The organism is Pseudomonas sp. NY5710, assembly GCF_013305665.1.
In the GTDB taxonomy this organism is placed as follows: domain Bacteria; phylum Pseudomonadota; class Gammaproteobacteria; order Pseudomonadales; family Pseudomonadaceae; genus Aquipseudomonas; species Aquipseudomonas juntendi.
The window spans coordinates 717,437-729,770 of record NZ_CP045554.1; the positions used below are offsets into that span (position 1 = coordinate 717,437).

At 62.3% G+C, this 12,334-nt stretch carries 12 protein-coding genes; 5 read left to right on the forward strand and 7 right to left on the reverse strand.

Features of this window, described 5'->3' with window-relative positions:
• Window positions 1-169 precede the first annotated feature (169 nt).
• Window positions 170-1,510, forward strand: a complete 1,341-nt coding sequence (gdhA, locus tag GEV39_RS03280; RefSeq protein ID WP_173887541.1) for an NADP-specific glutamate dehydrogenase — start codon at window positions 170-172, stop codon at window positions 1,508-1,510.
• 848 nt (window positions 1,511-2,358) lie between these two features.
• Here the strand turns inward: gdhA and GEV39_RS03285 are convergent.
• The 4 genes from GEV39_RS03285 to GEV39_RS03300 all read right to left on the reverse strand — a co-directional run bounded on the left by GEV39_RS03285 (window position 2,359) and on the right by GEV39_RS03300 (window position 5,814).
• Window positions 2,359-2,856 carry a GreA/GreB family elongation factor gene (locus GEV39_RS03285; protein WP_009686094.1) on the reverse strand — a complete coding sequence of 166 codons (498 nt, stop codon included), beginning with the start codon at window positions 2,854-2,856 and terminating at the stop codon, window positions 2,359-2,361.
• Between the two features lie 68 nt (window positions 2,857-2,924).
• On the reverse strand, window positions 2,925-3,281 hold the full coding sequence (locus tag GEV39_RS03290) for a hypothetical protein (protein WP_173887542.1): 357 nt from the start codon (window positions 3,279-3,281) through the stop codon (window positions 2,925-2,927).
• 121 nt (window positions 3,282-3,402) lie between these two features.
• Entirely contained in the window at window positions 3,403-5,256 is a 1,854-nt protein-coding gene (locus GEV39_RS03295; protein WP_173887543.1) for an Lnb N-terminal periplasmic domain-containing protein, read from the reverse strand.
• 69 nt (window positions 5,257-5,325) lie between these two features.
• Entirely contained in the window at window positions 5,326-5,814 is a 489-nt protein-coding gene (locus tag GEV39_RS03300; RefSeq protein WP_009686097.1) for a DUF3015 domain-containing protein, read from the reverse strand.
• Between the two features lie 260 nt (window positions 5,815-6,074).
• On the opposite strand from GEV39_RS03300, the gene GEV39_RS03305 reads away from it, so the two are divergent.
• The 4 genes from GEV39_RS03305 to bamJ all read left to right on the forward strand — a co-directional run bounded on the left by GEV39_RS03305 (window position 6,075) and on the right by bamJ (window position 10,395).
• Window positions 6,075-8,513 (forward strand): Lon protease family protein, encoded by a 2,439-nt coding sequence (locus tag GEV39_RS03305; protein ID WP_173887544.1) that lies wholly within the window; start codon window positions 6,075-6,077, stop codon window positions 8,511-8,513.
• A 162-nt stretch (window positions 8,514-8,675) separates the two neighbouring features.
• Window positions 8,676-9,014 (forward strand): PA4575 family protein, encoded by a 339-nt coding sequence (locus GEV39_RS03310; RefSeq protein WP_173887545.1) that lies wholly within the window; start codon window positions 8,676-8,678, stop codon window positions 9,012-9,014.
• A 147-nt stretch (window positions 9,015-9,161) separates the two neighbouring features.
• Complete coding sequence (locus tag GEV39_RS03315) at window positions 9,162-9,650, forward strand: TIGR00645 family protein (protein WP_003247486.1); 489 nt, start codon at window positions 9,162-9,164, stop codon at window positions 9,648-9,650.
• A gap of 127 nt (window positions 9,651-9,777) precedes the next feature.
• Complete coding sequence (gene bamJ, locus GEV39_RS03320; RefSeq protein WP_173887546.1) at window positions 9,778-10,395, forward strand: BamJ family beta-barrel-assembly machinery protein; 618 nt, start codon at window positions 9,778-9,780, stop codon at window positions 10,393-10,395.
• 127 nt (window positions 10,396-10,522) lie between these two features.
• On the opposite strand, the gene GEV39_RS03325 is transcribed toward bamJ, so the two are convergent.
• The 3 genes from GEV39_RS03325 to GEV39_RS03335 form a co-directional block, all read right to left on the reverse strand.
• On the reverse strand, window positions 10,523-10,768 hold the full coding sequence (locus GEV39_RS03325) for a PA4570 family protein (RefSeq protein WP_009686102.1): 246 nt from the start codon (window positions 10,766-10,768) through the stop codon (window positions 10,523-10,525).
• Window positions 10,769-10,851: 83 nt separating this feature from the next.
• On the reverse strand, window positions 10,852-11,193 hold the full coding sequence (locus GEV39_RS03330) for a zinc ribbon domain-containing protein YjdM (protein WP_010951939.1): 342 nt from the start codon (window positions 11,191-11,193) through the stop codon (window positions 10,852-10,854).
• A gap of 167 nt (window positions 11,194-11,360) precedes the next feature.
• A complete protein-coding gene (locus tag GEV39_RS03335; RefSeq protein WP_029884883.1) occupies window positions 11,361-12,329 on the reverse strand; it encodes a polyprenyl synthetase family protein in 969 nt (322 codons plus the stop codon).
• Between the last annotated feature and the right edge of the window lie 5 nt (window positions 12,330-12,334).

Below are 12,334 nucleotides of genomic sequence, written 5' to 3' on the forward strand. Positions count from 1 at the left end.
CTGGCCTCCCCGCTAGAAAAGCCGGTATCGCGGGTGGTTTTGTATACACTTATATAAAACGCACCAAATAATTTCAAAAAAACGACATTTCGCCCTGTTCTGGTGCGATTGCTTCTTGGTACATTCCCGAAAAACCAATAAGTCCAAAACCTTCGGTGAGATGTCTGCCATGATCGAATCTGTCGACAGTTTCCTCGCGCGCCTGCAACAGCGCGACCCAGGCCAGCCCGAGTTCCATCAGGCAGTGGAAGAAGTGCTGCGCACGCTATGGCCTTTCCTTGAGGCCAACCCTCATTACCTGCAGTCCGGCATTCTGGAGCGTATGGTCGAGCCGGAGCGTGCGGTGCTGTTCCGCGTGTCGTGGGTCGATGACCAGGGCAAAGTGCAGGTCAACCGCGGCTACCGTATCCAGATGAGCAGCGCCATCGGCCCGTACAAGGGCGGCTTGCGCTTCCACCCCTCGGTCAACCTCAGCGTGCTGAAATTCCTGGCCTTCGAGCAGGTCTTCAAGAACTCCCTGACTTCGCTGCCCATGGGCGGTGGCAAGGGCGGGTCGGACTTCGACCCCAAAGGCAAGAGCGACGCCGAAGTGATGCGCTTCTGCCAGGCGTTCATGAGCGAGCTGTACCGCCACATCGGCGCCGACTGCGATGTGCCGGCCGGTGACATCGGCGTGGGTGCCCGCGAAATCGGCTTCATGTTTGGCCAGTACAAGCGGCTTGCCAACCAGTTCACCTCGGTACTGACCGGCAAGGGCATGACCTACGGTGGCAGCCTGATTCGCCCTGAAGCCACCGGTTATGGTTGTGTGTATTTCGCCGAGGAAATGCTCAAGCGCCAGAACAAGCGCATCGACGGTCGTCGCGTGGCGGTGTCGGGCTCGGGCAACGTTGCCCAGTATGCAGCGCGCAAGGTCATGGACCTGGGCGGCAAAGTGATCTCCATGTCGGACTCCGAAGGCACGCTGTATGCCGAAGCCGGCCTGACCGATGCCCAGTGGGAAGCACTGATGGCGCTGAAAAACGTCAAGCGGGGCCGTATCAGCGAGCTGGCCGAGCAGTTCGGCCTGGAGTTCCGCAAGGGCCATACCCCTTGGAGCCTGGCATGCGACATCGCCTTGCCGTGCGCCACGCAGAATGAACTGGGCGCCGAAGACGCCCGTACCTTGCTGGCCAACGGCTGTATCTGCGTGGCCGAAGGCGCCAACATGCCGACCACCCTGGAAGCGGTGGATATCTTCCTGGAAGCCGGCATTCTCTATGCCCCGGGCAAAGCATCCAACGCCGGCGGTGTGGCCGTGTCTGGCCTGGAAATGTCGCAGAATGCCATGCGCCTGCTGTGGACTGCCGGCGAAGTGGACAGCAAGCTGCACAACATCATGCAATCGATCCATCATGCTTGCGTGCATTACGGTGAAGAGGCGGATGGCCGGGTCAATTACGTGAAAGGTGCGAACATCGCCGGCTTTGTCAAAGTGGCGGATGCGATGTTGGCTCAGGGCGTCATTTGATCCGGGATCGCAGGGGGCCGCCTTGCGGCCCGTTGCGACACAAGGCCGCTTGTACAGCGAGCGGGGGGCGGCATCATCAATCGATGTAGGAGCGGGTTCACCCGCGAATACGGTGGTGCCGGCAACGCACAATGCCTGGCAGACACTGGCCAGCAGGGCCGGCCCTTTCGCGGGTAAACCCGCTCCTACGACGGGCGGGGGTGGCCGGTGGTCTTGCGGAGCCGGGGCGGCACAATTCATCGAGCGGGTTCACCCGCGAATACGGTGGTACCGGCAACGTACAATGCCTGGCAGAAACTGGCCAGCAGGCCCGGACCTTTCGCGGGTAAACCCGCTCCTACGACGGGCGGGGGTGGCCGGTGGTACTGCGGGGCCGGGCCGGCATCATCGATCGATGTAGGAGCGGGTTCACCCGCGAATACGGTGGTACCGGCAGCGCACAATGCCTGGCAGAAACTGGCCAGCAGGCCCGGCCCTTTCGCGGGTAAACCCGCTCCTACGACGGGCGGGGGTGACCGGTGGTACTGCGGGGCCGGGCCGGCATCATCGATCGATGTAGGAGCGAGTTCACCCGCGAATACGGTGGTGCCGGCAGCGCACAATGCCTGGCAGAAACTGGCCAGCAGGCCGGGCCCTTTCGCGGGTGAACCCGCTTCTACGACGGCCAGGGGTGGCCGGTAGTCCTGCGGAGGCGGGGCGGCATCATTGAACGAGCGGATTCACCCGCGAATACGGTGGTGCCGGCAACGCACATTGCCTGGCAGAAACTGGCCAGCAGGCCCGGCCCTTTCGCGGATATATCCGCAACAATGATCGCGGCCTTGTGTCGCGACGGGCTGCAAGGCACCTCACCCTTCAGCGATCACGTCAGTCACTTCAATCACCAATTCCCCAACCGGCCGCTGCCACACCACCTCATCCCCCGGCCCCGCCCCCAGCAAGGCCCGCCCCAACGGCGACCCCCAGTTGATCAACCCGCGACCGGCATCCGCCTCATCCTCGCCCACCAGCCGTACCTCATGCGCCTGGTCTTGCGCGTCGACAAACCGTACCCGGCTGCCAATCTGCACTTTGCTGTGCGACGTCGCGGGCGGTACCACCTGGGCGCTCTGTACCCGCGCGCTGAAGTAACGCAGGTCGCGCTCGGTATCGGCCAGCCGCTGCTTGTCCACACGCTCGCCCTGCGCCTGTAGATCGCTGCGCAAGGCATTCAACTCGGCCACGCGTTCCTGCAACTGGCGCAGGCCGCTGGCGGTCACATAGTTGGGTTGCTCACTGACGCGCCGCTCTACCGGTTGATCGGCCTGGGCGGCGGCCTGGTCCTCATTGACGAATGCTCGGCTCATGCAAGGCCTCCTTGTGCAGGAGACCATCATGGCAGGCCGCAGATTTAAAGAAATGTCTGTTAACGACCTCAATTGTGGCGATAGGCCTTGGCGGCGCCCCGATCCTTTTCCTGCTGCCACTCGCGGTCGCGTTGGTCCCAGAAGCGTTCATGGTACTGGCGCTGTTCTTCGCTGTTCTGCATGGCCTGGCACTGGCGAAAGCCATCGTCCCAGCCGGTTTCGTACTGGCGCTCGTGCAGGTAGCGGGGTACGTCCTTGCGAAAGTCGCCGGCCATGGTGCCGGCGGCCTGATGGCCGCTGCTGCAGCCGTCCTGAAAGCCATCGGCATAGGCAGGGGGATAGCCGTTGGCGAGCATTTGCTCGTGGGTGGTTTCACAACCTGACAGCAACAACGCAATGCACACGCCGAACCAGTACCGCGACATAACCACCTGACCCTCCCGTCGATAGGGGCAAGTCTAGGTGGCAATTTGTCGGGTTAGTGTCAAAACAGTGTCAAAGAGTTGGTCGGGCCACACTGTTGTCTGTGCAGGCAACCCGCAATCTTCAGTAGTGATACCACTTCAGCTCCAGCATCACCTCATTCTGCGCAGTGGCCAGGTGGCTGAACTCACGCGAGGCACTCAACCTCACCCCCAGGTTCTGGCTGATTTCCCATTGCTGGTTCAGGCTCAGGCTGCGCCGTACTTCGCCATTGGTGAAGTAATCACCTTTGGCCTCCAGGGTCATGTTGCCCAGTCCGTTGCGCCACAGCAGCCCGCCATTGAACCCCGCGGCCGGGGCAATGAATTCGGCGAAGTCGTTGTGGTGTTCGACCCGCACCGTGCCCAAGGCAAAACCGAGCAAGCCATCGGCCAGTTGCCAGGTACCGCCGGCGCCGCCATTCACATGGCTTACCAGCACCTCGTCATCATGCTTGCCGGGTACCCGTTCCAGCCCGCCAGCCACCTGCCATGACCAAGGCTTGAGCAACGCATTGCGTGGGGTCAGCGAGCGGATGGTGGCCAAGTCCAGGCGTTGTACCTGCCAGTCGTTGCCTTCGTACTGGCGCACTTTCAATTGCAGGATTTCGATCTGGGCGCCCAGCGGAAAGCCATAGGCGTTGTCGTTCAGGTCGTGGTAGGCCATGCGCAGGCCATACTCGGCGTAGGCACGGTCTTCACGGGTGCCCACGCCCAGTTGCCAGGTACGTGAGTCATGGCCGTCTTCGGGCAGGCCGGGGCGCTCTACCTGCAGCGGTGGGGGCGGGTTGCCGTTGATCGCCCGCAGCAGTTCGAAGCTGCGCTTGGCTTGGCCCGGGTCACGCTCCTGACCGTTGGCACGGTAGCGCTCGAGGCGATAGGCGGCGTCCTGCACCAGCGCCTGGCGCTCGCGGGGCAGCGCCTTGAACGCAGGGCTCTGCAGTTGCGCGGTGTCGGCGCTGACCGCCAGCACCTGTTGCTTTTCGTTATGGTCCAGCGGCTCGGCGCGGGCCAGCAGTTCACGTTCGCGCGAAGGGCGGTAGGTTTCGCTGGCGACCAGGCCGGACTGCTTCACGGCCTTGACCGTGTCGGTGGGGATGGCGGTCAGCGGAAACTGCGATGTCAGGTCCAGGCTTGGGCGGGCCACCTGCAGCAGTTCCAGCAGGCGGTACGAGCAGTTTTCGTCGAAGAAGAAGTAATCGAACTGGATCTGCTTCAGTTCCCATACATGCTCGACCATGCGCCCGGTTTCCTGTGGGGTCAGGTCCAGCTGGTATTCCCACAGGTCGCGGTTTTCCAGGCTGCGGTATTCGGAGAGCTTCTCTTGGTAGGGCATCAGCGCGAACAGCCCCGGGTAGCCGCCCATCAGGCCTTTCCAGGCATACAGGATGCTGTTGTCGCTGCCCTCGATGTAGGCGCCGAAGTTAATTGCGTAGCTCAGCAGCGTGGTGTCGTCGCTGCGGGTATTGGACTGGTCGATGCGCAGCAGGGTATGGCCGAACATCGACGAGGGGCTGTTCAGGTAGGCCGCCGGAAAGATCAGCGCGGCACTATGCGGGTCGACCGACTTGTACCAGGTGTTGAACGCCTGGCAGTCCGGTTGTGGCAAACCTTGCAAATTCAGCTGCTCACGCAGCCAGCGAGTGCGTGCGGGGAATACGCACTGGGCATGTTTGTCGCCGAGGCTGGCCGGGGCGTACAGGGCTTGCACCGTGGCTTGCAGCTCCTGGTCGGGGTGGTGCGCACCGTCTTTGGCCAGGAAGAACGCGTCATCGTCCACATAGCTGCGCCAGCCACCGAGCTTGGCGGTTTCGTAATGGCCCAAGGCAATCCAGTAGGGGGTATTGGCCAGTTGCTGGAGGCGGCCTTGATCCAACACAGGGGCGGCGTGAACAGGGGCGCAGACACACAGCGCGAGGGCAGCGAAGCGTTTGAGCATATCGGGCAACTACTTCTGAACGATGCCGGAAAAGGCGAAACCCGCCCCCGAAGGGGCGGGAGCTGCAGCTTAGGCCTCGGTAGCGTATTTGGCCAGGCGTGGGTCGCCCTTCAGTACAGCGAGGGTGTTGCTGTGAACAGTTTCAGCAGTGACGTCGGCGCTGCTGAAGATCTGGTTGAAGTGCTGGTGGGTGACCGAGTTGAAGTAGCCACGGTCTTCCGGGGCCACGCCGAGTACCACGGCATAGGTGGTCAGTGCTTCACCTTGGCCCATGGCCATGTCTTCGGAAAGCTCGTTCATCATGCCGTTCATGGCGAACCAGGACTTGCCGCCGTAGGTCAGCGAAGCCTTGGTCGAGCAGCCGTTGGTGCCGGAGGTCATACCGAAGGTGGCGTTACCAGAGGTGCCGTTGGTGGTGGAAGCCAGGAAGTGAGCCGGCGTGCCGCGCTGGCCCTCGAACAGCATGTTGCCCCAGCCGCAGTTCGGGCCGCCTGGCGCTTCTGCCATGGCGTTGAGCGAGACCACGGTGAACAGAGTACCCAGAAGAATCCGTTTCATAGCTTTTTTCTCTTTGTCATAACCAAGGGTCAGGGTTTCTGGCAACTCGGTTGCCAGGTCGGGAAAGCATTTCACCCACCCGCGCAGCTTGGAGTTTAGGCACGATCTAAAGGTTGCGTTGTTGATTGCGAAAAATTTGCTGTTCGAATACCTGCTCTGGCGGTGAGGTGCGGCGATATAAAGTCCCCGGGAGCCTTGCAAGGCGCGCGCGGGCAGCGCCAGAATGCTGCGTATCTGCCCCGCCGAAGTAAGGAAACCCAATGCCCGATCCTGTCGCTGCGCGCCTGCGTCTTGCGCCTGAAGCCCTGACCCGGCGTTTCTCACCCGAGCAGTTTGCCTTTACCAATACCGACGATCTGGAGCCGTTTCGCGGAGTCCTGGGCCAGGAGCGTGCTGTCGAGGCCCTGCAGTTCGGCGTGGCCATGCCACGCCCTGGTTACAACGTGTACGTGATGGGCGAGCCCGGCACCGGGCGTTTCTCGTTCGTCAAACGCTACCTCAAGGCCGAAGGCAAACGCCAGCAGACCCCGGCCGACTGGGTATACGTCAACCACTTCGATGACACCCGCGAGCCGCGGGCACTGGAGCTGCCGTCCGGCACCGCCACCGAGTTCATCGCCGACATGGGCGGCCTGATCGACAACCTGCTGGCCACCTTCCCGGCGGTGTTCGAGCACCCGTCGTACCAGCAGAAGAAGGGCGCCATCGACCGCGCCTTCAACCAGCGCTATGACCGTGCCCTGGATGTGATCGAGCGGGCGTCGCTGGAGAAGGACGTGGCCTTGTACCGCGACTCCAGCAACGTCGCCTTTACCCCCATGGCCGATGGCAAGGCGCTGGACGAAGCGGAATTCGCCCAGTTGCCGGAAGAGGTGCGCGAGCAGTTCCACGACGACATCGCCCAGCTCGAGGAGCAGCTGAACGAAGAGTTGGCCAGCCTGCCGCAATGGAAGCGCGAGTCGAACAACCAGTTGCGCCAGCTGAACGAAGAAACCATCACCCTGGCCCTGCAACCGCTGCTGGCGCCGCTTTCGGAAAAGTACGCCGAGAACGCCGCGGTCTGCGCCTACCTGCAATCGGTGCAATTGAACCTGCTGCGCACCGTGGTCGAGCAACTGGTCGATGACAGCAAGACCGACGCCGTTGCCCGCAAGCTGCTGGAAGAGCAATACGCGCCAAGCCTGGTGGTGGGCCACTACGCCGACGGTGGCGCACCGGTGGTGTTCGAGCCGCACCCGACCTACGACAACCTGTTTGGCCGCATCGAATACAGCACCGACCAGGGCGCGCTGTATACCTCGTATCGCCAGTTGCGCCCGGGGGCGCTGCACCGGGCCAATGGCGGCTTCCTGATCCTCGAGGCCGAGAAAATGCTGGGCGAGCCATTCGTGTGGGACGCGCTCAAGCGTGCGCTGCAATCGCGCAAGCTGAAGATGGAATCGCCGATCGGTGAGCTGGGCCGGGTGGCTACTGTCAGCCTGCAGCCGCAGATGATCCCGCTCAACGTCAAGCTGGTGATCATCGGCTCGCGGCAGCTGTACTACGCACTGCAGGACCACGACTCGGACTTTCAGGAGATGTTCCGCGTGCTGGTCGACTTCGACGAAGACATGCCCATGGTCGACGAGAACCTGGAGCAATTCGCCCAGCTGTTGCGCACCCGCACCAACGAGGAAGGCATGGCGCCGCTGACCAGCGATGCGGTGGCGCGCCTGGCCACGTTCAGCGCTCGCCTGGCGGAGAACCAGTCGCGCTTGTCGGCCCGTATCGGCGACCTGTTCCAGCTGGTCAGCGAAGCCGACTTCATCCGCCAGCTGGCCGGTGACGAAATGACTGACGCCGGCCATATCGAGCGGGCGCTCAAGGCCAAGGCCACTCGTACCGGCCGGGTATCGCAGCGGGTCCTGGACGACATGCTTGCCGGCATCATCCTGATCGACACTGAAGGTGCGGCGATCGGCAAGTGCAACGGGCTGACGGTGCTGGAAGTCGGCGATTCGGCGTTCGGCATGCCTGCACGTATTTCGGCCACGGTATACCCAGGCGGCAGCGGTATCGTCGACATCGAGCGAGAGGTCAACCTGGGCCAGCCGATCCACTCCAAGGGGGTGATGATCCTTACCGGTTATCTGGGCAGCCGCTACGCCCAGGAATTCCCATTGGCGATTTCCGCGAGTATCGCCCTGGAGCAGTCCTACGGCTATGTCGACGGTGACAGCGCCTCGCTGGGGGAGGCGTGCACGCTGATCTCGGCCTTGTCGCGTACACCGCTCAAGCAGTGCTTCGCCATTACTGGCTCGATCAACCAGTTTGGTGAAGTGCAGGCCGTGGGTGGGGTGAACGAGAAGATCGAGGGCTTCTTCCGGCTGTGCGAAGCGCGTGGTCTGACGGGCGAGCAGGGGGTCATCATCCCGCGTGCCAACGTGGCTACCCTGATGCTCGACGAGCGTGTGTTGCAGGCTGTGGAGAACGGCATGTTCCACGTTTACGCCGTCAGCCAGGCCGACGAGGCGCTCAGCCTGCTGGTGGGCGAAGAAGCCGGGGTGCTGGATGACAAGGGCCAGTTCACCGAGGGCAGTGTCAACGCCCGGGTGGTGGAGCGCCTGCGGGAAATTGCCGAGATGATCAGCGAGGAAGAGATCGAAAAGGCGGAAAAGGAGCGCCTTGAGGAAGTCATCGCCCAGGCCAAGCCTACCTGAGTCAATAAACCGGCGCTGGCGGCCATGTGCTACCGTTCAGCGCCGGTTTTCCAACTTTCTGTTTTGCTCTTCTATGCTGGAACTTAAGGAAGGAACAGCGTTCAGGATGGAAACAGCCTGAGGGTTTCAGGCTGAACAAGGCTCATTGGAGGGGACGCGGCCATGCGCAACCTCAGCCTCACACGCCAGTGCCTGGGCCTGGTGACCCGCATCGAATGCAGCATTCGCCCATTGGCCGGTGACACCGGCATGTGGACCTTGCTGTTCGCCGCCGGCATGGCCGGTGAGCAACCCTCTGCAATCAAGGCCCAGGGGCCGTTCCATGGCCCAGTGGTGGCCGAGTCGGTGCTGCATGCCATCGTCGACAGCCTGACCCTGCACGGGTACCAGGTGGCAGAAGACCCGCAGATCTGGTGCTTGCACCTGCAGGCGCAGCTGCGCCGGATCAACGGCGAGCGCTGCCGGAACCTGGGGGATTACCAGTTCCATCCGGAGACCTGAGCGAGCGCTAGGGCCGCTTTGCGGGCCGATCGCGACGCAAGGCCGCTCCTCCAGGGGGCGTGGTCTTCTGGATCGGGCTTTTGCTGCAACAGGTGGCTGGCTATACTCGCCGTCGCTTTTTTAGTCACCTGATGAGTCCCGAACTTCATGGAACGTATCCTCGAAAACGCGATGTATGCCTCGCGCTGGCTGCTCGCCCCGATCTACTTCGGCCTGTCACTCGGCCTGCTGGCCCTGGCGCTGAAATTTTTCCAGGAAGTGGTCCACGTCCTGCCCAACGTCTTCGCCCTCAGTGAAGCCGACCTGATCCTGGTGATCCTGTCGCTGATCGACATGTCGCTGGTGGGCGGCCTGCTGGTGATGGTGATGATTTCTGGCTACGAGAACTTCGTCTCGCAGTTGGACATCGACGAAAGCAAGGAAAAGCTCAACTGGCTGGGCAAAATGGACTCTTCGTCGCTGAAGATGAAGGTGGCCGCATCGATCGTGGCCATTTCGTCCATTCACCTGCTGCGCGTGTTCATGGACGCACAGAACATCTCCACCGACTACCTGATGTGGTACGTGATCATTCACATGACCTTCGTGGTTTCGGCGTTCTGCATGGGCTACCTGGACAAGCTGACCAAGCACTGAGTCGCACGGGCCCGTTCGTGCGCCCCGCCTCCGGCCTGGTAGCTGCTCGCGGCGGCCCAGTGTGCTAGGCTGCTCGCCCTTTTCATCAAGGGCGCGGCTGCACTGCGCCCTGCAGTGGAGCACGACAATGTCCGAACTCAACCTGTCCACCGACGAAACCCGCGTCAGCTACGGTATTGGCCGTCAGCTGGGCGGCCAGCTGCGCGACAACCCGCCACCAGGCGTCAGCCTGGAAGCGATCCTGGCCGGCCTGACCGACGCTTTCAACGGCGCCGACAGCCGCGTCAGCGAAGCCGACCTGTCGGCCAGCTTCAAGGTCATCCGCGAAGTGATGCAAGCCGAAGCGGCGGCCAAGGCCGAAGCCGCTGCTGCCGCGGGCAAGGAATTCCTGATCGAGAACGCCAAGCGTGATGGCATCACTACCCTGGCTTCCGGCCTGCAGTTCGAAGTGCTGACCGCCGGCGAAGGCGCCAAGCCAAGCCGTGAAGACAGCGTGCGCACGCACTACCACGGCACCCTGATCGACGGCACTGTGTTCGACAGCTCCTACGAGCGTGGCCAGCCGGCTGAATTCCCGGTCGGCGGCGTGATCGCTGGCTGGACCGAAGCGCTGCAGCTGATGAACGCAGGCAGCAAATGGCGCCTGTACGTGCCGAGCGAGCTGGCTTACGGCGCCCAAGGCGTGGGCAGCATCCCGCCGCACAGCGTGCTGGTGTTCGACGTCGAGCTGCTCGACGTTCTGTAAGATCGCCGGGGCCGCTTTGCGGCCCATTCGCGGGCTCGCCCGCTCCCACAGGTGCCGCGTTACCTTCCAGGCTTGTGCAGTACCTGTGGGAGCTGGCTTGCCAGCGATGAGGCCGGCGCTGCCAACCTCAATTCCAATCCGTTCCCCCGGGGCGCAACGCCCGCGCATAGCAGAACAGAAACAGATTGCGCACCAGCTCCTTCAATACCCCCGGTTCACTCGAATTCAACCCGCTCATGTCCAGGTCGCCCTGGTCACGCAGTTCGTCGAGGGCTTCTGCTTCGAGTACCGCGCACACTTCGCCGGTTTCCCGATGAAGAATGCGCAGGTAGGGGTGAGGGCGGTCCAGCCAGGCGTCGATCAGATAAGTCATGGCTACTCTCCTTGGAAATCGATTCCAATGAGAATAATTCTTATTATCAGAATAGCAAGCGCCAATTGGCGGAATTCATGTAATCAGACTTTGCGAACGAACTCGGACTTCAGCTTCATGGCGCCGATGCCGTCGATCTTGCAGTCGATGTCGTGGTCGCCATCGCACAGGCGGATGTTCTTGACCTTGGTGCCGACCTTGACCACCAGGGATGAACCCTTGACCTTCAGGTCCTTGATCACGGTGACGGTGTCGCCATCCTGCAGGATGTTGCCGACCGAATCCTTTTTCACCACGTCGTCGCTGGCAGCCTCGGCATCGCCGCTGGCCGACCACTCGTGGGCGCATTCAGGGCAGATCAGCTGAGTGCCATCCTCATAGGTGTATTCGGAATTGCATTTCGGGCAGGGTGGCAGAGTGCTCACTTCGGTTCCTCAAACAAACAGACGGGCGGTAGAAAGCCCGCATTGTAAAAGGTATTTTTCCAGAAGGGATTATGTCCGGACAAAAGCAATCGCGGGCTTGCCCGCTCCCACAGCGCCAGCATCAACCTGTGGAAGCGGGCAAGCCCGCGAAGAAGCGGCTCGGTGGGTCAGTGCGTGCGTGCGACTGCAAACTCGCTCAGCTCAACCAGCGCATCGCGGTACTCGCTGGCCGGCAGCACCTCAAGGCACGCAATGGCGCGCTTCACGTAATCACGAGCCAGCTCTGCGGTGTATTGCAGCGCACCCGATTCCTCGACTGCCACGCGAATCTGCTCAAGGTCTTCCAGGCCGCCCTTCTGAATGGCTTGGCGCACCAGCGCAGCCTGTTCGGCAGTGCCTTCGCGCATGGTGTAGATCAGCGGCAAGGTAGGCTTGCCTTCGGCCAGGTCGTCGCCAACGTTCTTGCCCAACGTCTGCGAGTCGCCCTTGTAGTCCAGCAGGTCGTCGACCAGCTGGAAGGCCACACCTAGGTGGTCGCCAAAGGTTCGCAGGGCTTCGCGCTGCGCGTCCGTGGCTTCGGCCAGCGCTGCGGCGCTGTGGGTAGAGGCTTCGAACAGCATGGCTGTCTTGCCACGGATGACCTCCATGTAGACTTCCTCGGTGGTGCTGGCGTCGCGTACCCGCGACAGCTGCAGCACCTCACCCTCGGCAATCACCCGGGTGGCCTTGGACAGGATCTGCATGACCGGCATCGAGCCCAGTTCGACCATCATTTCGAACGAGCGCGAATAAAGGAAGTCACCCACCAGCACGCTCGGCGCGTTACCCCACAGGGCATTGGCGGTGGAGCGGCCGCGGCGCATGCCGGACATGTCGACCACATCGTCGTGCAGCAGGGTGGCGGTGTGCAGGAACTCGATGGTGGCAGCCAGCAGGCGCAGGTCGTCGCCTTCACGGCCCAGGGCCTTGCCACACAGCAGGACCAGCAGGGGGCGCAGGCGCTTGCCGCCGGCGGACGTGATATAGTCGCCGATCTTCGATACCAGCGGCACGCGCGAGGTCAGCTGCTTCTTGATGATCTCGTCGACGGCGCTGAAATCATCAGCTACCGCGCGGTAGAAGGTTTGGGGTTGCATCGGCT

Excerpts from the sequence above, each read along its gene's own strand:
- GEV39_RS03295 (WP_173887543.1), bottom strand. The coding sequence starts at position 5,256 with ATGCTCAAACGCTTCGCTGCCCTCGCGCTGTGTGTCTGCGCCCCTGTT.
- GEV39_RS03310 (WP_173887545.1), top strand. The coding sequence starts at position 8,676 with ATGCGCAACCTCAGCCTCACACGCCAGTGCCTGGGCCTGGTGACCCGC.
- GEV39_RS03315 (WP_003247486.1), top strand. The coding sequence starts at position 9,162 with ATGGAACGTATCCTCGAAAACGCGATGTATGCCTCGCGCTGGCTGCTC.
- bamJ (WP_173887546.1), top strand. The coding sequence starts at position 9,778 with ATGTCCGAACTCAACCTGTCCACCGACGAAACCCGCGTCAGCTACGGT.
- GEV39_RS03335 (WP_029884883.1), bottom strand. The coding sequence starts at position 12,329 with ATGCAACCCCAAACCTTCTACCGCGCGGTAGCTGATGATTTCAGCGCC.
- GEV39_RS03300 (WP_009686097.1), bottom strand. The coding sequence starts at position 5,814 with ATGAAACGGATTCTTCTGGGTACTCTGTTCACCGTGGTCTCGCTCAAC.
- GEV39_RS03325 (WP_009686102.1), bottom strand. The coding sequence starts at position 10,768 with ATGACTTATCTGATCGACGCCTGGCTGGACCGCCCTCACCCCTACCTG.
- GEV39_RS03285 (WP_009686094.1), bottom strand. The coding sequence starts at position 2,856 with ATGAGCCGAGCATTCGTCAATGAGGACCAGGCCGCCGCCCAGGCCGAT.
- gdhA (WP_173887541.1), top strand. The coding sequence starts at position 170 with ATGATCGAATCTGTCGACAGTTTCCTCGCGCGCCTGCAACAGCGCGAC.
- GEV39_RS03305 (WP_173887544.1), top strand. The coding sequence starts at position 6,075 with ATGCCCGATCCTGTCGCTGCGCGCCTGCGTCTTGCGCCTGAAGCCCTG.
- GEV39_RS03290 (WP_173887542.1), bottom strand. The coding sequence starts at position 3,281 with ATGTCGCGGTACTGGTTCGGCGTGTGCATTGCGTTGTTGCTGTCAGGT.